Annotated in this window: 17 protein-coding genes; 9 read left to right on the top strand and 8 right to left on the bottom strand. The window is 62.0% G+C overall.

The window, feature by feature from the left end; all coding sequences use genetic code 11:
- Positions 1-195: 195 nt before the first annotated feature.
- Genes ACFSR7_RS32660 through ACFSR7_RS32650 form a run of 3 tightly spaced genes read left to right on the top strand, consistent with a single transcriptional unit; the run spans position 196 to position 3,737 of the window.
- Complete coding sequence (locus tag ACFSR7_RS32660) at positions 196-1,182, top strand: nucleotidyltransferase family protein (protein WP_378168845.1); 987 nt, start codon at positions 196-198, stop codon at positions 1,180-1,182.
- Positions 1,183-1,222: 40 nt separating this feature from the next.
- Complete coding sequence (locus ACFSR7_RS32655; RefSeq protein WP_378168844.1) at positions 1,223-2,404, top strand: glycosyltransferase family 4 protein; 1,182 nt, start codon at positions 1,223-1,225, stop codon at positions 2,402-2,404.
- Positions 2,394-3,737: a hypothetical protein gene (locus ACFSR7_RS32650; protein ID WP_378168843.1), complete on the top strand. Its 1,344-nt coding sequence runs from the start codon at positions 2,394-2,396 to the stop codon at positions 3,735-3,737. Before ACFSR7_RS32655 ends, ACFSR7_RS32650 begins: the two co-directional genes overlap by 11 nt.
- 142 nt (positions 3,738-3,879) lie before the next feature.
- On the opposite strand, the gene ACFSR7_RS32645 is transcribed toward ACFSR7_RS32650, so the two are convergent.
- The 3 genes from ACFSR7_RS32645 to ACFSR7_RS32635 all read right to left on the bottom strand — a co-directional run bounded on the left by ACFSR7_RS32645 (position 3,880) and on the right by ACFSR7_RS32635 (position 6,062).
- Entirely contained in the window at positions 3,880-4,293 is a 414-nt protein-coding gene (locus tag ACFSR7_RS32645) for a hypothetical protein (RefSeq protein ID WP_378168842.1), read from the bottom strand.
- A 39-nt stretch (positions 4,294-4,332) separates the two neighbouring features.
- Entirely contained in the window at positions 4,333-4,566 is a 234-nt protein-coding gene (locus ACFSR7_RS32640) for a hypothetical protein (protein ID WP_378168841.1), read from the bottom strand.
- A gap of 137 nt (positions 4,567-4,703) precedes the next feature.
- On the bottom strand, positions 4,704-6,062 hold the full coding sequence (locus ACFSR7_RS32635; RefSeq protein ID WP_378168840.1) for an RluA family pseudouridine synthase: 1,359 nt from the start codon (positions 6,060-6,062) through the stop codon (positions 4,704-4,706).
- 297 nt (positions 6,063-6,359) lie between these two features.
- On the opposite strand from ACFSR7_RS32635, the gene ACFSR7_RS32630 reads away from it, so the two are divergent.
- The gene (locus ACFSR7_RS32630) at positions 6,360-6,686 is read left to right on the top strand and encodes a hypothetical protein (protein ID WP_378168839.1); all 327 of its coding nucleotides are present in this window, start codon (positions 6,360-6,362) and stop codon (positions 6,684-6,686) included.
- A 79-nt stretch (positions 6,687-6,765) separates the two neighbouring features.
- On the opposite strand, the gene ACFSR7_RS32625 is transcribed toward ACFSR7_RS32630, so the two are convergent.
- Together ACFSR7_RS32625 and hrpB are read right to left on the bottom strand one after the other, a co-directional pair.
- The gene (locus ACFSR7_RS32625; RefSeq protein ID WP_378168838.1) at positions 6,766-7,434 is read right to left on the bottom strand and encodes a tetratricopeptide repeat protein; all 669 of its coding nucleotides are present in this window, start codon (positions 7,432-7,434) and stop codon (positions 6,766-6,768) included.
- Between the two features lie 93 nt (positions 7,435-7,527).
- Complete coding sequence (gene hrpB, locus ACFSR7_RS32620; RefSeq protein ID WP_378168837.1) at positions 7,528-10,149, bottom strand: ATP-dependent helicase HrpB; 2,622 nt, start codon at positions 10,147-10,149, stop codon at positions 7,528-7,530.
- 190 nt (positions 10,150-10,339) lie between these two features.
- On the opposite strand from hrpB, the gene ACFSR7_RS32615 reads away from it, so the two are divergent.
- Positions 10,340-10,906 carry a hypothetical protein gene (locus ACFSR7_RS32615; protein ID WP_378168836.1) on the top strand — a complete coding sequence of 189 codons (567 nt, stop codon included), beginning with the start codon at positions 10,340-10,342 and terminating at the stop codon, positions 10,904-10,906.
- A gap of 116 nt (positions 10,907-11,022) precedes the next feature.
- Positions 11,023-11,976, top strand: a complete 954-nt coding sequence (locus ACFSR7_RS32610; protein ID WP_378168835.1) for a D-2-hydroxyacid dehydrogenase — start codon at positions 11,023-11,025, stop codon at positions 11,974-11,976.
- Positions 11,977-12,119: 143 nt separating this feature from the next.
- Here ACFSR7_RS32610 and ACFSR7_RS32605 read toward each other — a convergent pair whose 3' ends face one another.
- Together ACFSR7_RS32605 and ACFSR7_RS32600 are read right to left on the bottom strand one after the other, a co-directional pair.
- Complete coding sequence (locus ACFSR7_RS32605; protein ID WP_378168834.1) at positions 12,120-15,959, bottom strand: fibronectin type III domain-containing protein; 3,840 nt, start codon at positions 15,957-15,959, stop codon at positions 12,120-12,122.
- Between the two features lie 312 nt (positions 15,960-16,271).
- Positions 16,272-17,087, bottom strand: coding sequence for a methyltransferase domain-containing protein (locus ACFSR7_RS32600; protein WP_378168833.1), 816 nt, complete (start codon positions 17,085-17,087; stop codon positions 16,272-16,274).
- 188 nt (positions 17,088-17,275) lie between these two features.
- On the opposite strand from ACFSR7_RS32600, the gene ACFSR7_RS32595 reads away from it, so the two are divergent.
- From ACFSR7_RS32595 to nagA, 3 genes are read left to right on the top strand one after another with little or no spacing between them, the layout of a single operon-like run.
- On the top strand, positions 17,276-18,139 hold the full coding sequence (locus ACFSR7_RS32595; protein ID WP_378168832.1) for a MurR/RpiR family transcriptional regulator: 864 nt from the start codon (positions 17,276-17,278) through the stop codon (positions 18,137-18,139).
- Positions 18,136-18,864: a glucosamine-6-phosphate deaminase gene (nagB, locus tag ACFSR7_RS32590; RefSeq protein WP_378168831.1), complete on the top strand. Its 729-nt coding sequence runs from the start codon at positions 18,136-18,138 to the stop codon at positions 18,862-18,864. The genes ACFSR7_RS32595 and nagB overlap by 4 nt, the downstream gene beginning before the upstream one ends.
- The gene (gene nagA, locus ACFSR7_RS32585) at positions 18,861-20,081 is read left to right on the top strand and encodes an N-acetylglucosamine-6-phosphate deacetylase (RefSeq protein ID WP_378168830.1); all 1,221 of its coding nucleotides are present in this window, start codon (positions 18,861-18,863) and stop codon (positions 20,079-20,081) included. Before nagB ends, nagA begins: the two co-directional genes overlap by 4 nt.
- Before the next feature lie 490 nt (positions 20,082-20,571).
- Here nagA and ACFSR7_RS32580 read toward each other — a convergent pair whose 3' ends face one another.
- Positions 20,572-21,210, bottom strand: coding sequence for a TVP38/TMEM64 family protein (locus ACFSR7_RS32580; protein WP_378168829.1), 639 nt, complete (start codon positions 21,208-21,210; stop codon positions 20,572-20,574).
- Between the last annotated feature and the right edge of the window lie 62 nt (positions 21,211-21,272).

The following is a 21,272-nucleotide window of genomic DNA, read 5'->3' as shown; positions in this document are numbered from 1 at the left end:
AACCTTCGCGGAATCTTTCCGAAAAGGTTGCCGTTTTGTTGTGTTTGTCCCTCTATAACGTTCGGAAAGGAGGTGCGAAACAATTGTTTTTCTGACAATTCCTGTTTCATGGCGGCCGAAATGCGTTAATTAAGAACATGCCGCTTGCGTCGTATTCGCGATGGCAATACCCCGTTCTCGGAGGTCGATACGCCTATGCAAGCAATGTTACTCGGCGCAAATCCGGCGGCTGGCTTGTCGGGCGGCTGGTCGATTCCGATCGCCAATCGCCCTTGGATCGAGCATTGGATTGCGCAAGGCCGCGAGCAGGGCATTGTCGACCTTATCGTAGCCGTCGGGATGCAGGACGAAGCGGACCTTAAAAGCCTGCTGGGAGACGGAACCCGATACGGCATGCGTATTGCATACCTGCCCGGCTCTGAGCCGCTTGGAACGGCAGGTACGATCAAGCTGGCCGAGCCGCTGCTGCAGGAGCGGTTCATCGTTTTGCATGCGGGCGCCGTACACGCTTTTCGACTTGACGATGTCATGGCGTTCCACGCCAACCGGGCAGCGCTGGCAACGATTTGCCTGATACCCGGCGGACGGGATTCGCCTTACGGCGTTGCCACGGTCGGTTCAGAATCGGATGTCCTTACGCTCGTCCCGGAGCCAAGCCTCAAGAATGCGCCGTCTAACCTTATCAACTCTGGCGTATATATGATGAGTAAATCCGCGCTGTCGCTAATTCCAGAGGGACGATGCGTCTCATTGGAAAACGAAACATTTCCTCTCCTGATCGGCAATGGAAGCAAGATCTCCGGCTACATACCGGACACCTATTGCATGATGACAACTACGCCCGAGAGCTACGTCCAGCTTCATTGGGACCTGCTCGACCGCAAGCTTCCGCTTTCGATCAGCGGTACGGAAATGAACGAATTAGGAATTTGGATCGGCAAAGGCGCGGTCATCGGAAAAGGCGTGCTGCTCGTCCCTCCCGTCGTGATCGGCGACTATGCCGAGATCGGCGACAAAGCGATCGTCGGTCCGTACACGGTCATTGGTCCCTATTGTACGGTCGGTCAAGGTGCGAGAATTTCGAGAACGATCGTCCCTGCACGATCCGTCGTCAACGATTCGTCGCGGCTCAGCGAGCATGTATTCGGCTCCGGCGTCACCGTCGCCGAAGCTTCTTTATGAATTATGAGATTAGCTACAATAAGCTGGAGGTGCGACATTAATGAGTCCAAAAACTTTTCAAATCGCTTATGTGAGCACCTACGTACCGAAGAAATGCGGCCTGGCCACTTACACGCATCATCTTCGGGATGCGGTTCGCGCTGCGCACAACGGCATATTTCCAGATCCGGTCGTGGCGATGTGCAACGAAGACGAGTTGGAGCTCTATAATGAAAGCTGGCACTATCCTCTTCTAAAAAACGATAGAGAAGAATACCGCAAAATGGCAGATTATTTGAACCGAAGCGCGATTGACGTCATTTCGCTTCAGCATGAATTCGGGATTTTCGGCGGAGAAGCCGGCTCCTATGCGCTCGAATTGCTGAGTCGTCTCAACAAACCCGTCGTTACGACCTTCCATACGGTATTTGAAAACCCGCAAGAGCCCTATGCGGCCGTTCAGGCCGAAATCGCGAAGCGAAGCGACCGTATTCACGTCATGAATCGCAAAGCGATCGGTTACCTGAACGACAACTTCGACATCCCGCTCGAGAAAATCTCCTACATTCCGCACGGAACGCCGGTACCGAGCAAGGCGGATCGCATCCGGACGCGCAGCGAATACGGCTGGGAGCAGCGCAAGGTCGTCTTCCAATTCGGGCTGCTCAGCCGCAGCAAAGGCGTAGAGCTGATCCTGCGCTCCATGGCTGCCGCGGTCAAGGCCGTTCCCGACCTTCTTTACGTGCTGGCCGGCCAGACGCATCCCGAGGTGCGCAGACACGAAGGCGAAGCCTATCGCGAAGAGCTGAATGCGCTCATCGAAGACCTTGGCCTGCAGCATCATGTGCGCATGATCGATCGTTATATTCCCGAGGAAGAGCTGACTTCCTTGCTGCAAGCTTGCGATCTGTATGTAACGCCGTATCCAGGCATGCAGCAGATTACGAGCGGTACGCTGGCTTATGCGGTCGGTCTTGGCCGGCCCGTGCTCAGCACGCCTTATATTTACGCAAAAGATCTGCTTCAAGGCTGCGAGGAGCTCCTGCTCCCTTACGGCGATGTCGAAGCTTGGGGCGTGAAGCTGATCGAGCTCTTCTCGTACCCGGAGCAGCTCAAGCTATGCGAAAAAACGGCTGCCGAGATCGGCAAGAGCATGCAATGGCCCGTCGTGGGCCAAGAATACCTGCAGCTGCTTGAACGGACCGCTGCGGAGAAGCGCTGGAGGATGGCCGATGTTATCTAACCCGAAGGGGCGGAGCCATCCGCCCTCTTTTACCCATTTGCGCCGAATGACGGACGATACGGGACTGCTCGAGCATGCGCTCGGGCGGACGCCCCGCAGACGCGAAGGCTATACGACGGACGACAATGCGCGTTCGTTATGGGCTGTCACCGAATGGCTGCGGGACGTGCCCGGCTCGGAAGTAAACGAAGCCGATCGCAATCAGCTGCTTGATCTGGCATCCATTTATTTATCGTTCATGCTATGGCAGCAAAAGGAAGACGGCTGGTGGCACAACAACGTCGCCTACGATCGTTCCCCCGAAGCCGAATCGGTCTCGTACGATTGCCAGGGACGCTCGATATGGGCTTGCGTCAGCGCTTGGGTCGGCTTGCCGGATTCGCACAAGGACACTGCAAAAGCGATGTTCGAATGCGCGATGCCGACGCTCGGACAACTCGGCTCGCTGCGCGGAAAGGCATACGCGCTGTCAGCCTGCGCGCACGCGCTCGAAAGCGAGCGCCTCGGCGCGATCTCTTTCAAGCCGGGCTGGCGCGAGCAGCTCAAGACGCACGTCGTGCGTTTCCAAGACGAGCTGATCGATACGTTTCTCCGCCAATCGGACGAGGAATGGCGCTGGTTCGAGACGCAGATGAGCTACGGCAACGGCGTGCTGCCTTGGGCGCTGCTGCGCTCCTACCGCGTGACGCATGCGCCGGAAGCGCTTGAGATCGGGCTCGACAGCCTTTCTTCCCTGCAAGCGGCGATGACAGCGGAGGAAGGCTGGTTCCGCCCGGTCGGCAATGCCGGCTGGCGCACGCGCAAGCGCAGCAGCAAGTGGGACCAGCAGCCGCTCGAGATCTTCAAGCTGGCGCTGGCGCTCGAGGAGGGCGCCGTCGCCCTCGAGGAAGCGGGCAAGCAAGGGGTCGCGCTGCTGCTTGCCTACGATCAAGGCGCCTCTTCGAAAGGCGGCTTAGCCGATGCGCGTTCACCGGGCGGAGACCGCGGCACGGGCGGGTTCCGCGGTGCCGGCGCCATCCGGGCGCCGGAGGTCGGGATCGCGCTCGCTGTCCGCTCCGAGACGGAGGACGGACAGACCGAGGAGCGCGGCGACGCCAAAACGGCAAGCGAAGCCGACGCGCATGCGATCGAGGTCGCCGATTACGCGGCACAGCTGCGCGTCGCGCGCAATCGCTGCCTGCAGTGGTTTTTCGGCGACAACGATCTCGGCGCCATCATGGCGGATGCTAGCGACGGCAGCGGCTGCGACGGCCTCCAGGAGAACGGCCCCAACGTCAACTGCGGCGCCGAGTCCACCATTGCTTATCTAATGACCGCGGCGCTGTGCCGCTGAAGGCTGTAGAGAATCCCCTGCTTAGGCGGGGGACTCTTCGTGTTTTGAGCAGGTGCTTTCCCTCGACAGTACTTCAGCTACCTGTGCTCGTATGCCGCCGCATGCGCTTTCCCTCGACGGTACTTTCATAAGATGCGCGTTATTAGTTCTCGGCGGACGTTAGTTTCATGATTTCCCCACCGGCAGAGCGGTCTAAAATTACGAGCCCTTTGTGCTCTAGTGCGAGCGTATGCCTACCAATCGATCTGTAGCTGACCTGCAGTTGTTCGACTAACTCCCCAATTCTGACGATCCCCGCTTGCTCCCGCGCATCGTGCAAAATCGCCCGTTCGTACACGTTCAACCTCGGCCGGTCCTTGGGAGCGATGAAGTTCCAGGCGGATAGCGCGGAGAGCAGCGTCTGCTGGCAGCGCCTTGGCTTTTCGATCATGTCGTCGCGCGAAAAACGGAGCAGGTGCCAGCCGTCGATGAGCAAATGATTCTGTCTCTCCAGATTGTCGGCATATTTCCACCGGCTCACGTCGCGCAGGTGCGTACCGAAGGCATCCGCCTCCATCAGTAACCCCCTACGACTTCGGATCGGATGATGAAAGCCTTAGTCGCTGAAGCGCGTTCCGTCCTTCAAATCTTTAATTTCCAGCTCGGGAATCAGTCCCTCCAGGTCGCCTCTTACCTCCCACCAAACATGCCTAGCCAACAGCTTCTCGTTGAACCTGTCCAGCAGCAGCCTCCGTTTCCTCTCGCCCGCGCTCGCCTTAATCGCTTTTTCCATCATGTTATCGTACGCGCGTTCGAACGCCTGATCCATGCTCATGCCCATCTCACCCATGTCCATCTCTCCCTTAGTAAAATTAAAACAGGCCGCCCGCCGGATGAAATCCGACGAACGGCCTGTGCTTCAGGACCATTACAATCTATCAATTGCTTATAAGATACAACTCGCGGTGAAAAGAAGCAAGCAAATCTTCATTCTCCGTCGCGCAGCTTGGCCAGCGCCGCCTCGAAGTCCGCAGGCAGCGGAGCCCGGACCGACAGACGCTCTCCCGTCCAAGGGTGCGGCCAGATCAACCGCTCGCCGTGCAGCGCCTGCCGGGAGATGATCGTCCTTTTGCCGCCATACAGACCGTCGCCCGCCAGCGGATGCCCGATCGCGGCGAGATGCACGCGGATCTGGTGCGTACGGCCGGTTTCCAGACGCAGGCGTACAAGCGTGAAGCCTTCGAACCGCTCGACGACCTCGTAATGCGTGACGGCCGGATCTCCGGTCTCGCTCACCCGGCGTCGCGTCGAGTGATGGCGATCCTGTCCGATCGGCAGGTTGATCGTGCCGCGAGCCTGGGCAAGCTCTCCCTCCGCCAGCGCGAGATAGATACGCTCGATCCCTTTTTCCCGCATCGCCTTGTCGTACTGGTAGTGGGCGAATTCGTTTTTAGCGTATAAAACGGGCCCCGTCGTCTCCTTGTCGATGCGGTGGATATGCCTGATGCGCACGTCCTGCCCGCTCATCTCGTAATAAGAGGCGACGCCGTGCGCCAGCGTTCCCCGCTGACCGCGCTCGCTTGGATGAACCTCGTAGCCGGAAGGCTTGTTCACGACAAGCGTGAAGTCGTCCTCATACAGAACGTTCAGTTCCATCCAGTCCGGCGGAAAATCGCGGGCTTCGCGCGGGAACAACGCGAGTCGCAGCGACGAGCCTTGCAGCAAGATGCCTTTGGTCTGCACGAGCTTCGAAACGAGCTTCGGCGCCAGCGGCGTATGCTTCATGATCTGCGGCAGCGGCGCTGCGGCCAGCTCTCCCGGGAGGCGAAGCTCCATCCATTCGGCCTTGCGGCGCCCGAGCTTGAGCATGGAATCGTCCATGCCGGCAAGCACGGCCGCATGCGGCTCCGACCGGCCGCCGCCCCTGCTGCCTGCGCCGTAGCCGTCCGCAGCCGGGTTTCCTTTCGCGCGGCTTCGTATTCCGGCGCTTCCGCGACCGGCCCCGGAAAAGCCTCTGGCAGCATCCGGTCTCGTTTGCTCGCGTCCGCCTCGCCCGCCACCGTTCCGACTTGCTGCCGGCCGGTCCGATCCGTTCCTGCCTGCCCCGCTCCGGGGTTGCTCCGCTTCGCTTCTACGGCTCCCCGCCCTGCCCGCTCCCGTACCGCCCCGCGTTTGCTCCGATGGGCCTCTGCGGCTCCCCGGGCTACCCGCCCCCGGGCCGCCCCGGCCCCGCCGCTGATTCGCGTCGCCGCCAAAGCGAGAGCCCTGCGCCGTCCCCCGGCTTCCCTGCTGCTGTCCTTTATGCTGCTTCGGTTTGCCCTGCCGATTGCGTCCGGCCCCGCTCATACGCTTCAACTCCGTACTCTCTTAGGTTCTTATTCGCACAATATAAGTGAACGGCCTATGGATGTCAATTTCGTCAGCGTCCGGCCTCATTCGGGTCTCGCTCGTCGAATTGTATCAAACGCCGCGAGGGGGAGGTTTTGTCGGTTCAAGTCGGATCGGATTACAATTTGATTACAGACGGCCATTTCGAGTCTTCCGGACAAATAGCGTCATTTTACACCCGTATTCAGACCGGGACCTTCGTGTTATTTTGAAGTCGGGGACATGCCCCAAACATCGCCAAGGAGGCAGAGCGCTATGAGTACGAACGAAGAGCAGCTGGACCAAGAGGTATTGGAAGCGAATACGGAAGAGCTTGGCGAGGAGGCTTCCGCGGAGGATACCGAGGCCGTCGCGTCCGCTGACGATTCGGAAGAAGCAGAAGTCGAGGCGGCACCCGCCGTCGAAGACGCCGTACTGACGGACGACTGGGCTGTCCAAACAGAAGCGTCTGCCGCATCGATCGAAATTGAAGAGGCAGCCGAATCGGACGCGGAAGATGCTGCAGAAGCCGTGGCGGAAGACGATGCCGAAGCCGTGGCGGAAGATGACGCAGCCGAAGAAGAGGACGCGCTGGCGGATTGAAAAATAATGGTCTGCAGCGGGACCGCGACCGATGGTCCCGCTGCATTTTAAATGCCGCATCGTCGTCAAGCCATACGCTTCAGCGGCTGCGAACGGATGAGAGCAGCGCCCACCTGCGCTCACGCCGCTTCATATATCGGGGAAGGGTGCGATAGACGCCCACGCAATCCCGGTAGGCCTGCTTCGCGGCAGCCCGGTCGCCCAGCCTTTCGTAGATTTTCCCCAACAAGTAATAAGCCTCGCACGACGAAGCGTGCACGTCCTGAAACGCCCGCAAATAAGAAGCGGCCTTCGCGTCGTCCTTGCCTGCCCAGGCATCGCCGAGCAGCAGATAAGGCAGTCCGAACTTGACGCGCGGATTGAGCTCGAGCGCCTCGAGCATATGCTTTTCCCCGGCCTCCAATTGCCCCAGCTCCAGCTCGCATTGCCCCAGATCGCTCCAGTATTCGGCGGATTGCGCCATCCGGTCTTCCATGCCCGTCAGCAAGCTCCGCGCCTCCCCGAACTTGCGCATCCCGATCAGCTCGTGCGCCAGCTCAGACTTAGCGGGCGTATCGTGAGGATTGAGCAACAGCTGGCGCCTCAGCTTGCTTACGCGGCTGCGCCGCTTAAAAGGCTTGAGCAGACTCGGAGTGATGCCCAAAAATCGCCGATCGAGCAGGTATAAAATAACGAGCATTACGATTAGAGCCAGAAACGGATTGCCAAGCAGCCATGAAAGAAGAACGAAAATAAAGAAGATTTTCATCGAGCAACCTCCCGATCGACATCGCATCAGACGATAAAGCCGCGTTCATGCGCCTGAACCGATCATATCACATGATAGGAAAAAAAAGGGAGACTATGTTCGGGGACGCGCCCGGCTCGTCGCTTGCGCCTGCAAAGGATCGTCGGGCCAGTAATGCTTGGGATAGCGCCCTTTCAAATCCTTGCGCACCTCGAAGTAAGCCTCCCGCCAAAAGCTGGCCAGGTCGCGCGTGACCTGAACCGGCCGCTGAGCCGGGGACAGCAGATGCAGCGTGAGCGGCACCCTTCCTCCCGCGATGCGCGGAGACGCAGGCCAGCCGAACAGCTCCTGAAGCCTCGCATGCAGCGCCGGCGCGGCAGGATCGCCGTAATCGACGGGCAGGCGGGAGCCGCTCGGAACGGCGACATGCGTAGGCGCCTCGTCGTCCAGCCTCCGCCTTTGCTCCCAAGAGAGCATGGAGGACAACGCCTCTGCCATATTTAGACGCTGCAGGTCCCCTCTGGTTCGCATGCCGACGGCAAACGGGCTCAGCCAAGTCTCCAGCCCGTCAAGCAGCGCAGCATCGGATAGGTCCGGCCAACCGGCTGGATCGTGAAGCCCCGCGAATCTCGCACGCTCCAGCCATTGACGGGAAACCTTGGACCATGGCAGCAATTCAAGCCCCTCAAGCCGGATACCGCTCAGCAGCGCATCGGTTACGGCTGCCGGATCCGGATCGGGGATCGGTCCTTCGCGCAGCGTCAGCGCGCCAAGATAGACCGTCCGCCGCGCCCTTACGGCGCCTGCGCCAGACTCCCAGGCGATCGTCCGCCGCTCGGCGATGAGATTTGCGAAGTGCCGCTCGAGATCGTCGGCGCGCAGCGGCGCGGCCAGCCGGATCCGCCCTTCGGTTCCCTGATCGTCGAGCTCCGCTGCGACGATCCAGGCTTCTCCGGCAAGCGGCTGCCCCTCGGGCACGTAGGCGCCCCTGCCGCCCGACAGCGTATATTTGCCGCCCCCGCGAAGCTTGCCGATCCTGTCCGGATAGGCGAAGGCCAGCAGCAAGCCGCAATCGTACGCGGACTGCTGCGCGGAACGGCCCGCGGTTCTCGCATCGGAGCCTGTACCGGCGCCCGAAGCGGTTGCCGCAGCCGAGCCTGCGCTCGCGACCGAGACGGTTCCCGCAGCCGAGCCCGCGCTCGCGACCTTGGCGGTTCCCGCGATTGAACCGGCGCCGGCTGTCTCGCCGCCAGCCGACTTGAGTTGCGCCTCGAACTGGCGCGCCTCGGCCAGCAGGCGCTCCCTGCGGCCGGCTTCGATGCGCCCGTCCCCCGCTGCCAGCGCGGCAAGCCTCAGCGACAGGTCCGCGTCGCCGCCTTGCAGCGGGTCTCTGTCTCCAAGCAGCGCGGCGATCCGGCAGGCATCGGCCCCGAGTCCGAGCGGCCGCGCGCGCAGCATCATATGCGCGAGCCGCGGATGTGCGCCGAAGCGGGCCATGGCCGCGCCGTGCGGCGTCGGCGCGCCGTCCGCGCCAAGCGCGCCAAGCGCCGCGAGCAGCTCCCGCGCCTGCGCATATGCCGCCTCGGGCGGCGCGTCCAGCCAATCCAGCTCCGCCGGATCGGACACGCCCCACACGGCCAGCTCCAGCGCCAACGGCGCGAGGTCTGCCTCGCGTATTTCCGGCGTCCCGGCCGGCGCCAGCTGCCGGTGCTCTTCTTCCGTCCACAGCCGGTAGCAGACGCCCGGCGCGACCCGGCCCGCCCGGCCGCGGCGCTGATCGGCGGACGACACGGGAATGCGCGCCGTCTCGAGCCGCGACATGCCGGTCCGCGGCGAAAAGCGGGGGGCACGCATCAGTCCCCCGTCGATGACGATGCGCACGCCTTCGACCGTGAGGCTCGACTCGGCCACGGGCGTCGCGAGCACGACCTTGCGCCCGCCGTTTGCGGCCGGCGCGAGCGCCCGATCCTGTTCCCCCGGCGACATGCTGCCGTGAAGCGCCGCGACCTCCACGCCGGCGCCGCGAAGCCGCGCCGACAGTGCGGCCGCCGTGCGGCGGATCTCGGCGTAGCCCGGCAGGAACACGAGCGCATCGCCGTCATGCCGCGCAAGCGCAAGCGCCGTCGTCTCCGCGGCCAAACGTTCGACCGGCGCGTCGGATCGCCGTTCGAGGTACACGGTCTCGACCGGATACATGATGCCTGCGCTCTCGATGACGGGCGCTCCGCCGAGCAGCCCGGCCACCGGCTCCGGCTCGAGCGTAGCGGACATGACGAGCAGGCGCAGATCGTCGCGGAACAGGCTTTTCGCCTGCAGACAGAGCGCAAGCCCGAGATCGCCGTTCAAGTTCCGCTCGTGAAACTCGTCGAAAATCACGAGCCCCACGTCCGCAAGCGACGGGTCCTGCTGCAGCATCCGCGTGAGCACGCCCTCGGTCACGACCTCGACGACCGTCTTCGGACCTGCCTTCGTATCCATACGGACCCGATATCCCACGCGCTCTCCCGCGCGCTCCCCGAGTCCCGCCGCCATGTATTCGGCCGCGCTGCGGGCGGCGATGCGCCGAGGCTCCAGCATGACGATCTTGCGACCCGCGAGCCACGGCTCCCCCATCAATGCGATCGGCACCCGCGTCGTCTTGCCCGCGCCCGGTGCGGCGACCAGCACGGCGCCTCCCCGCTCCCGCAGCGCGGCCTTAATATCCGGGATCGTCCGATCCACCGGCATCGCCGACATGCGAACGCCTCCTTTTTCTCTTCTATGTAACCAACAGTATAGCATGTCCGCCGGATGCGGCAGGAGCCGACTTCGCTTCGGCGCTGCAGGATGAGAGCCCCTCTTTATTTTCCTCTTTTTCCCACATCCGCAACTTCCCTTGTCCGACATTCGTCTAAAAGGTATCACGTTCCGGAAGGGGAGAACCGCCATGAAACTTCGAATCACGACTGCAGCCTTGCTCCTAACCGTGTCGCTAGCCGCAGCCGGCTGCACGAATCACGATAAAAACGCGGACCCGACAGCCTCCGCTTCAATGTCGCCCGGTACCACCCAATCCGCCTCCGGGTCCGCTTCTGCGACGGCAACCGAGCCCGGCTCGCCGACGGCGACCGAAGCCGCTCCTTCGGCTTCCGCCTCCGCTTCTGCGTCCACCCCGGCAGCTTCCGCAGGCGAAAATGCAGACGCGCCCGGTTTTCTGATCAGCCTGCCTTCGGGCAGCATGTATAAGCCGTTCATGCAGATCAGCGAAGAGAACGCCAAACAGGTCGAAGCCGTGCTGGACGATGCCGACTGGGAAAGGAAGGAGAGCGTCGCCATGCCTTCCGCCCCTTCGTATAGATTGTCGGCGCTGGCCGGCGACCGGGAGACGGACGTCTATTACGTTTGGGCCGGCAATGCCGACGCCTACGAGCTCGTGAAGGAAAAAGGCTCCGGCTACGTCAAGCTGTCCAAGAAAGACAGCGAATCGCTCGCCAAGCTGCTGCCTTACGACTAAGCCGGAACGCGTCCTCCGCGCCGGACCGAACCGCCCGCAAGGGCCGGCTCGGTCCTTTTATTTTGGGAAAACCGTCAGCCGCGGTACAATAGGAGAAATCGGAAGGAGGAATCGATATGCGCACGATCGTCAGCCTGTTCGGATTCGACTCCGAGCAGGAACGTCGGATTCAAGCCGCGGCGCCCGGCTGCAACGTCATCTTCGGCAGACCGGCGGACCTGGACCCCGGCCTGCTGGAGGAAGCGGAGGTGCTGTGCGGGTGGTGGAAGGCGGCTTGGGGGAAGGGCGCCGGGAACCCCGGCAAGCTGAAATGGGTGCAGACAGGCTCAGCCGGCGTCGACAATCTTCCCCTTGGCGAGCTCGAAGCGCGCGGCGTCGTGCTTACTACCGCTAGCGGCGTTCATCCGGTGCAGATGACCGAGACGGTATTCGCAATGCTGCTGGCCTTCACCCGCAAACTGCATCATGCCGTACGCAATCAGACGGAGCGCAAGTGGGCGCGTTCTGAAGGCTACGGCGAGCTCCGCGGACGTACGCTTGCCGTCATCGGCGCCGGCGAGATCGGCGCGGAGATTGCGCGCATCGCGCAAGCGTTCGGCATGCGGACATTGGGCTTGCGGCGAAGCGGCCGCCCCGCTCCGCACATCGATGCCATGCATACGCCGGAACAGCTGGACACGGTGCTCGCCGAGAGCGACATCGTCGTAAACGTATTGCCGCATACCGCCGAGACCGTCCGCTTGTTCGACGCCGGGCGGTTCGCGGCCATGAAGCCGTCCTCCCTTTTCATCAATATTGGACGCGGAACTGCGGTCGACACGGAGGCCCTGACCGAAGCGCTGCAAAACGGTACGATCGCTGGCGCCGGACTCGACGTCTTCGATCCGGAGCCGCTCCCCGCCGACCATCCGCTGTGGATGCTGGACAACGTTATCATCACGCCCCACATCGGCGGCGCGACGGACCAGTACAAAGCGCGCATGGCGGACCTGTTCGTGGAAAACCTGGAAGCTTATTTGAAGACAGGAACGCCTGCGAAAAACATCGTGGATTACAAGAAAAGCTATTAATTCGCCTCATCCGCAATGCCTGCAATATCCGCAATGCCTGAAATACCCGCAGTATCCGCTTATCGGCAAAAACGCCCGCTTTTCCGCTAGCATGCGGAAGGCGGGCGTTTCTATTTTTGCGAGCCGAACGTTTTATCAACCGTTTACGTCAGCGAAAAGTCGTCGAGGTAAAACGTGCCGTTCAGTCCCGTAATATACAGGTACACGCGCACTTTGGCCGTATTGGCCGGTGCGGTATAGGCGCCGCCATGCACGTTCGCGAAGCCGCTGGTCGTTGCGTTGTTGTAGGTGGCGACCATGCTCTCGGAGAGAACGCTGCCCGCGCCGTTCAGAAACTGCACCTTGAAGTCGAGGCGGGTGCCCGCGTTGGACGCGATGTTGACGTAGCCATCCATCGTATAGGCGGTACCTGCGCTGGCATTCACCTCCTGATAGATCGCGAACCAAGGCGAGGTCGTGCCGTCCACGCGCAGCGAGGTGCTGCCGGAGCGTTTGACCGACGTGTCGCTGTAGCAGTAATAATCCTGCTCGCACGTCCAGGCCGCCGGCTTGCCGCTGCCGTTGCCGGTCTCAAACCCGGGGTTGGCCAGCAGATTCGTGCCGCCCGCTGCCGCGTCGGTCGTCACGCTCAGCGCGCCGCTCGCCGCCGAGACGTTGCCCGCCGCGTCCTTCGCCTTGACGGTGAAGCTGTAAGCCGTGCTTGCCGTCAAGCCCGTTGCCGTGTACGTCGTCGCGCCCGTCGTAGAGCCGGCCAGCGTCGTACCGCGGTAAATATCGTAGCCCGTCACGCCGACGTTGTCCGTAGCTGCCGTCCAGGAAAGATTCACGCTCGTCGACGTCTTGGATGGCGAAGTCAGTCCCGTCGGCGCGCTCGGCGCCGTCGTGTCCGCCGCGGCGTTGGTCGTCACGCTCAGCGCGCCGCTCGCCGCCGAGACGTTGCCCGCCGCGTCCTTCGCCTTGACGGTGAAGCTGTATGCCGTGCTTGCCGTCAGACCCGTCGCCGTGTACGTCGTCGCGCCCGTCGTAGAGCCTGCCAGCGTCGTACCGCGGTAAATATCGTAGCCCGTCACACCGACGTTATCCGTAGCTGCCGTCCAGGAAAGATTCACGCTCGTCGACGTCTTGGACGGCGAAGTCAGTCCCGTCGGCGCGCTCGGCGCCGTCGTGTCCGCGCCGCCGCCCGAACCGCCCGTCAACGCGAAGTCGTCGAAATACAAAGTTCCGCGGTGGTCGGTCAAGTAGATGTAGATGCGCGCCTTCGCGGTGTTCGCCGGCGCGGTGTACGTGCCGTGCATATTCGCGAAGCCGGTCGTCGTGGAGCCTGCGGCGTACGATGCAACCGTATTGTCGGCCAGCACGGTACCACCGCTGTTCAGGAACTGTACCTTGACGCTCGCCGCCGTCGTCGTGTTGGACGCGATGTTAATGTAGCCGTCGAACGTATAAGCGGAGCCTGCGGTCGCATTCACGTCCTGGTAGACGCCGTGCCAAGGACCGGTCGTGCTCGATTCCTTGAGCGAGGCGTTGCCGGTCCGCTTCACCGACGTATCGCGCGAAGCATAGTAGCTTTGCTCGTACGTCCAGCTGGCCGGTTGGCCGCCGCCGTCCGCTTCAAAGCCCGGATTCGCCAGCAGGTTCGCCGGGATCGGGGGCAGCGTCGTAACGCTAAAGGCGGAGCTGGCCGCCGAGACGTTGCCCTTCGCGTCGCGCGCCTTCACCGTGTAGGAATAGGCGGTGGAAGCCGTCAGGCCGGTATCGGTAAACGTCGTGGAAGTGCCGCTGGTCGAGCCCGCAAGCGTGCCGCCGCGATAGACGTCGTAGACGGTGACGCCGACGTTGTCCGTGGATGCCGTCCAGGAGAGCGTGACCGTGACGTCCGTCTTGGACGGCGAAGTCAAGCCCGTCGGCGCCGTCGGCGCTAGCGTGTCCGGGGCGGAGGTCGTCACGCTTAGCGCGCCGCTTGCCGCGGAGACGTTGCCTGCGGCGTCCTTCGCCTTGACCGTGAAGCTGTAGGCGGTGTTGGCCGTCAGCCCCGTTGCCGTATAGGACGTGGAGCCTGCGCCCGTCGTCGAACCGATCAGCGTGCCGCCGCGGTAGATGTCGTAGCCCGCTACGCCGACATTGTCGGTCGAAGCGCTCCACGTCAGGTTGACCGTGTTCTCCGTCTTCGACGGCGAAGCCAGGTTCGTCGGGGCGCTTGGCGCCGTCGTGTCCGGCGTCGTGCTGCCTTGACGAACGGCCTTCACCGCGATATCCCGCGTGAACGAAGGAATGCTCAGCGTCACGGTGCCGCCGGATGCGGTCGCAGTCGCCGTGGACACATTCGTGCCCGTCACCGTGTTGAAATACGTAATGTCATAGGTGCCATTGTTCATGCCCGTCAGCGAGACGGACAGACCGGTGACCGTGCGCGGGCTGCCGACCGTATAGTTGGACTGGGTATCGTTCACCCAGAGCAGCGCGCGGTCCGCGTTTTTGTAGCCGCCCGCTTTGGTCGAGTTGGCTTGCGCGCCGAGATCCGTGAACGGCATCCCGATCAGGTACTGCTCATCCGGCTGCACGAAATTCGCCAGCGCGGTATGCAGCGCCTTAATATTCGCGGGCACGTTGAAGCCGGTATTGCCCGCGAACTCCCACCACAGATTGCCGCCGGCCGCGCCGGCCCGGAAGATAGGAGCCCATAGGCCGTCATGCACGTAACGCTGCACCGAGGCGTCGTTCGGATCCTCGCCCCCGCCGCTGATGCCGACCTCCCCGACGAATGCGGGACGTCCGCCGAAGGCCGAGTTAAAGTGCTTCAGTTCGGTCTCCCACTTGTCGATCACGTTCGACGCGCTGTCGTACGCGTGGTAGTTCGTGACGTTCATCGTCGTCAGGTTTTCCCAGGTCGTCTGGCCGAATTCCTGGTGATCCTTCCAGGCGAAGCTGGTCGTCGTCGGATGGTTGTAGAAATCGAGGCTCTTCCAGTAGTTGTCGACAGACGCATGCCAATTGGCGCGCGTCGTCGCGTCCGTGTCCACGCGATTGTCGGACTCGTTCCAGTACTCCAGCATGCCGAGCGCACGGCTATAACCCCAACGGGCGAACACGTAGCGCAGCAGCTTTTTCTGATAAGCGATTGCGGTCGGATTCGTCCAGAAGTCCGTGTTGTTCTCGCTCCAGGAGGAAGGTCCGCCGTTGGCCGTGTTGTAGGCGTTCTGCGGCCAGTCGTAGTAGAAATCGCCGAAGCTGTTCATCGTGAGCATGACATAGATGCCATTGGCTGCGGCCGTGTCCATCAGCGTGTCCATGCGCGCCTGGTTCTCGAGCTGGTACTTGCCCACGCCGTCGTAGGACATCGTAATGCCGTTTTGCGTCGTGGACGTCGGTCCCCATTCCGGTGCGTAATTGCCCCACCAGACGCTGTACCATACGCGCATGATGTTCATCTTGGCGTCCTTATACTGCGGCATGGCGGCCAAAATCTCGGAAGGCTCGCCCCATGCGTAGTTCGTACCGATCAGCGTCAACTGCTTGCCGTAGCTGTCGACGAACCGGCTGCCGCTCACGCCCATGAAGCCGCGGTTCGCGCCGGGTCCGCCTGCCGTGAACGTATACGTGGACGACGTCCCCGTGCCGCTGCCGTCCGTGACCTTCAGGTACACGCTGTAGCTTCCCGTCTGCCGCGGCGCGTAGCGCACCGCCCATCTCGGGGATGAGTTCGCGTTGTAGAAACCCGGTACGACCTCGGTCTGCCCGCTTGGCGTCGTAAAGTAGGCGCGCACGTCGACTTCGTCCGGATTAAACGGGTTGGCGTAGGTCGAGCTCAGGTCGAATTTAATCTCGAATTTGTCGTACTCGGCCGGCGTCGTCGTATTCAAGGCTACGTTGGAAAAGGATGTTGCCGCAGCAGCTTGGCCCGGCGCAAACGAGATGCCGCCGAGGGCTGCAGCCAGGGTCAAAAGCGCAATCAGGCAGACTTTCCAGGCTTTAGCGTAATTCACTTGTCATGTTCCTCCTCAATCGTGCGGATGAGTGCCGTGCAAGCGATGCCTGTCTGTTCGTAGACGCCGTCAAAACGGTATGCGCTTCCTCCTTTCGCCGGCAGCGATTGTTTACGACGGTCTTCTAACGGCCGCGCTTCGGCGGCGCGAGATCCGTCTTGGCTCCATTTTTCACCCGCGGCCCGATTCGGGCAACCCGGCGAACTCCACTTTTCACCCCTCAAATCCGTCTTTTTCGGGACAATGATAAAAAAAGCCGTTCCGTCGGGAACGGCGAGGCCGCGGATGCGACCGGATCACGGGGAGAGCGTATTAGTGGGATTTGAAGCCTTCCGCCGCAAGCATATACATTTTGACCGAGACCGCCTCCTCCGCCACCCAACGTCTGTACTCGGATTCCGCCCGCTTCCATTGTTCCTGCGTTCCGTATCCGTCCCTTGCCATCTGGGGGCCCCTGCTGGCCGCCGTGTCCGCCCAGATGGACGCGCTTGCCTCGAAGTCCGGCTGGTCCCGCCTCATCTCCTCGTGCTGCGGAAAAACGCAGATGTCCCGCAAGCCTGCGTCGCTCATCAAAGCGGGTAACCGATCTGCGACCGCGTTGTCCAAGCCTTTGTCCGAGCGCCACTTCAGGTAAGCCGCGTAAAACTTTTTCATGCTGTCCGGCGGCTCCGGGTACCATTGGATTTTCTCATGGTTATAATCCGCGATCAGCACGGTGCCGCCCGGCCGGACCGCGCCGGCCAGACTCGCCATCGCCGATCCAGGATCCGACAGCCAAACGAGCAGCCGGGACGCGGCGACAATGTCGAAAGCGCCGTCCGGCGCCAAGCTGTAGACGTCCGAAACGTCAAAGGTCAGGCCCGGCGTGCCGACGTGCATGGCGCGCGCCTCCGCGATCAACGCCGCGTTGCTGTCGACGCCGATAGTGACGCCTTGCGGGCCGACGGCTTCGGCGATGCCTCGCGTGATCGCGCCCGTTCCGCAGCCGACGTCGATAACCCGAAGTCCCGGCTTTACTCGCCGAGCGAGGAGCGGGAACGAATCCGCCAGGGTGCGCGCGTTCAGCACGTTTTTTAATTTGCCGTCCAGTTCGGTTTTACGGCCGATGTCGATTCGGTCCTTTGTCATGCGAATGACCGCCTCTCCGAAAAAAACTTTGATTTAATGACAGCTTATCAAAGCTGGTTTATTGATAGAAATACATACAAAGTATCAAGTTGATAGTCACAGGCTATGGATAGACAAGAAATTTTTTTTCATATATAATCCGAAATATAAGTAACTTATTTTCTTATGAAAAAAGGAGGCGGGCGCGCATGGGCATTCTGCAAGCGATCGAGGACCGGCTGGACACGCTGCATCCCAAGGAGCGCGAGCTGGCCGAGAAGCTGCTCGGGCATCCGCAGGAAGCGGTCGGGATGACGATCTCCAAGCTCGCCGAATGGACCGGCGCGAGCTCGGCCACCGTGTCCCGCTTCTGCCGCGCGATGCAGTTCCAGAGCTTCGCCGACTTCAAGATGAAGCTGGCGGCGGAGCTGGCGAGCCAGCCGGCGGTCGGGCAGTATCAGGATATCGTCGCCGGCAATCCGCTCGCGGACATCGTAACGGCCATTACGGCAAACCATGTCCGCTCGCTGACCGATACGACCAACCTGCTCGACCTGCAGCAGCTGCGCGCGGCTATCTCGGCGCTGCACGGCGCAGGACGGATCGATTTGTACGGCGTGGCGACATCCGGGCTCGTTGCGGAGGATTTTTTTCACAAGCTGATTCGAATCGGCAAGGCGGCCGCCGTCTTCTCCGACCATCATATGCAGTTGACCTCAGCGGCATCGTTAACCGAACGGGACGTCGCCGTCGGCATCTCTTACTCGGGAGAGACGCTCGAGATCATCGACGCACTGCGCTATGCCGCAGAGCGGGGCGCCACGACCATCTCCATCACGCGTTTCGGGCAATCGACGCTGTCCTCGCACGCCTCGATTCGCCTTTTCACCTCATCTTCGGAGGCGGGCATGCGGCGAGGCGACATGGCTTCCAGAATCGCGCAGCTTCACGTGGTAGACGTGCTCTTCACGGGTCTCGTGAGCGAGCACTTTGACGAGTATGTGCCGAGACTGGAGCGATCGTTCCAGACCGTGCGCCAATATACAGGTAAAAGGGAGAGAAATCCGTCATGAATCTGTTGGTATTCGACGAGAACGAAAAGCTGAACGAAGCGGGCGCGAACATCATCGTAAGCCTGGTGCAGACGAATCCGCGGGCCGTTCTCGGCCTCGCAACCGGCGGGACGCCCGTCGGCATCTACGAGCAGGTCGTACGCAACTACAAGCAAGGGCTCGTGAGCTTCCGCAACGCCGTCAGCTACAACCTCGACGAGTATGTCGGCTTGCCGGAGGATCATTCCGAGAGCTACCACACCTACATGCGACAGCACCTGTTCGACCATATCGACCTCCCTTCGGAGAGCGCGCATCTGCCTAACGGCAACGCCGCGGATCCCGATGCCGAATGCGCGGCATACGACGAGATGATCGAGCGCTCGGGCCAGATCGACCTCCAATTGCTCGGCATCGGGCATAACGGCCATATCGGCTTCAACGAACCGGATACCGACCTCGTGCGCGGTACGCATGTCGTGACGCTCGCCGAGGAGACGCTGAAGGCGAATGCCCGCTACTTCGATTCGATCGACGACGTGCCGAAGCAGGCGATCACAATGGGGATCGGCAGCATTCTCAAGGCCAAGTCGATCCTGCTCGTCATCCGCGGCGCAGACAAGGCGGAGATCGCCAAGCGGGCGCTGACCGGCCCGATTACGACCGACGTGCCGGCTTCGCTGCTGCAGACGCATCCGCGTCTGACGGTGCTGCTCGACCGCGCCGCCGCGAGGCATCTGTCATGAGCGGCCTGGCTGGACAGGTCGGCAGCAGCGGCAGCGACGGGATCGGCGAAACGCTGATCGCGAACGCCCGCATCGTCACGCCCGGCGCCGTCCTCGACGGCGGCTGGATCTGGCTGCGGGGCGCGGACATCGTCGCGATCGGCGGGGCTTCCGACCCGCTGCCGGCTGCGGCGGCAAGCGCAAAGCGAGTCGACGGCGCAGGGGGCTGGGTGCTCCCCGGCTTCGTCGACGTCCACGTGCACGGCGGCGCCGGGCATGACTTCATGGATGCGGACGAGTCGCTGGCTGGCATCGGCGCGATCGCTCGGTTCCATGCCAAGCACGGGACGACCGGCATGCTGGCGACCTCGCTCACCGCAACGCGCGAGGAGCTGACGGCCATGATCGACCGGGCGAGCCGGTATATGTCGGGCGATATGCCGTTCGCGCAGGTGCTGGGCGTGCATCTCGAAGGTCCCTTCGTCAGCCTCAAGTGGAAAGGCGCGCAAAATCCGGACTACATCGGACCGCCTCAGCCGGAATGGCTGGACGAATGGGTCTCGCGTTATCCCGGCGTCCTCAAGCTGCAGACGCTGGCGCCTGAGCTGCCCGGCGCGTTCGACTATATCGAGCGGCTGGCTTCGCACGGCATCGTGCCGTCGGCCGGGCATACCGACGCGACTTACGAGCAGATCGTCGCCGCCGCGGACCGCGGCCTGCGGCACGCGGTCCATACGTACAACGCGATGACGCCGCTCCACCACCGCAATCCAGGCACCGTCGGCGCTGTGCTGTCCGACGACCGGATCAGCGCCGAGGTCATCGCGGACGGCCATCACGTCCATCGTGCCGCGATCAAGGTGCTTGCCCGCGCCAAAGGCAGCGGCAAGGTCATTCTCGTCACCGACGCCATGGCGGCGGCAGGCATGCCGGACGGCGAGGGCTACGAGCTCGGCGGATTGCCCGTCGTCATGACATGCGGCGTCGCCCGCCTGAAGGACGGCGGCAACCTTGCGGGCAGCACGCTCACAATGATCGGCGCCTTCCGCCACATGGTTCGCGAGGTCGGCATCGACATCCCGGCCGCCAGTGCCATGGCCAGCGGCAACCCCGCCCGCCAGCTCGGGCTCGGCGGCGTCACCGGCTCGCTCGAAGCCGGCAAACGCGCGGACGTGCTCCTGCTGGACGAAGCGCTCGAGCTGCGGGGCGTGTGGGCGCGCGGCAGGCTGCAGGATTGATTGTAAAGTCCCCGACCCCGCTGGTGCGGGGTTGGTTTTTTATTTACCAGTCAGTAAAAGCATGCCCGGCCCTCGTCCGTAATTTGATAATAATGATGACGCCGATTACCGTTTCCGATAGGACGAAGCAGTTGCTTTTTATATAACGAACGCAAGTGCCTTCGCGCAGAAGCTTCTCCAATGTTGAGAGCCTGGCATGCGTTGGGCAGTGAAAAGCGGTTCGAACAGCAGCTTTGATCGTAAAATGCGGGTCCCGTAGAGATCTCTCTCCAGCAACTCCCGTCTCAACCGCGAGCCTCTCTACGTTGGTTCTCGATGAATTGTTGCGATTTGCGCATCAGCGTCCACAATCTACCCTCCTCGGCCTGACTCAAGAAACTGAACGCAAAAACGCCGCTCGCTCCGAAGAGTCGAACGGCGTGTGCTTCACGCTGCATCTTAGCCGCACATTTCTCGCTTACAGAGCAGCAAACTTACTGGGAGCACGATGCTAGGCAGGCCTCTCCTCTTCTACGACAACTCCCTCTCGCCGTTCCGTCCTTTTGATCCCATAAGTCTCGACCCAGCGGCCGATCCACCAGGTAGCGGCAACGAACAGCAGCGCGTACAGCGCTTGCTCCGGATGGCGGAGGAACTGCGCGGGATCGTGTCCGATGAAGGAGATCACGAAAACCATGACGGCCTTGCCCAGCAGGATCGCGACCAGAAACGAGCGGAATCGCATGCGGGCCAGCGCTGCAGCGATGTTGATGACGACGAAGGGGCCCACCGGAAATAAGCTGAGTAAAAACACGTAGCTGAACGCGTTGCGGCGCACCCAGCGCATGCCCTTCCTCACCCGCGGACGCTCCGCCCACCGCTGCCAATAGGGACGGTCCGCGATCTTGCGGATGACGGCGAACGTAACGATGCAGCCGAGCACGATACCGATCCAGGAATAGAGAAAGCCCAGCCACAGTCCGTACACCGCCGCATTTACGCCTACGATAAGGATGGTCGGCAGCGGCGGCACAAATGACTTCAAGAAGGTGAGTAGAATGCCCGGAAGCGGGCCGTACGCGCGGTATTGATCGAGCCACTCCAGCAATCTCCGTTCATCTATGTGCCGCAATTCGTTCAGGATGTCCATGTCGCGTCCCGCCTTTAGATCGATCGGTCATTTCGTCAACGACAGCATAACCGATATCGGCG

It is taken from the genome of Cohnella sp. GCM10020058, from assembly GCF_042683485.1.
Classification (GTDB): Bacteria; Bacillota; Bacilli; order Paenibacillales; family Paenibacillaceae; genus Cohnella.
This window is presented reverse-complemented; position numbering and strand designations above follow the sequence as displayed.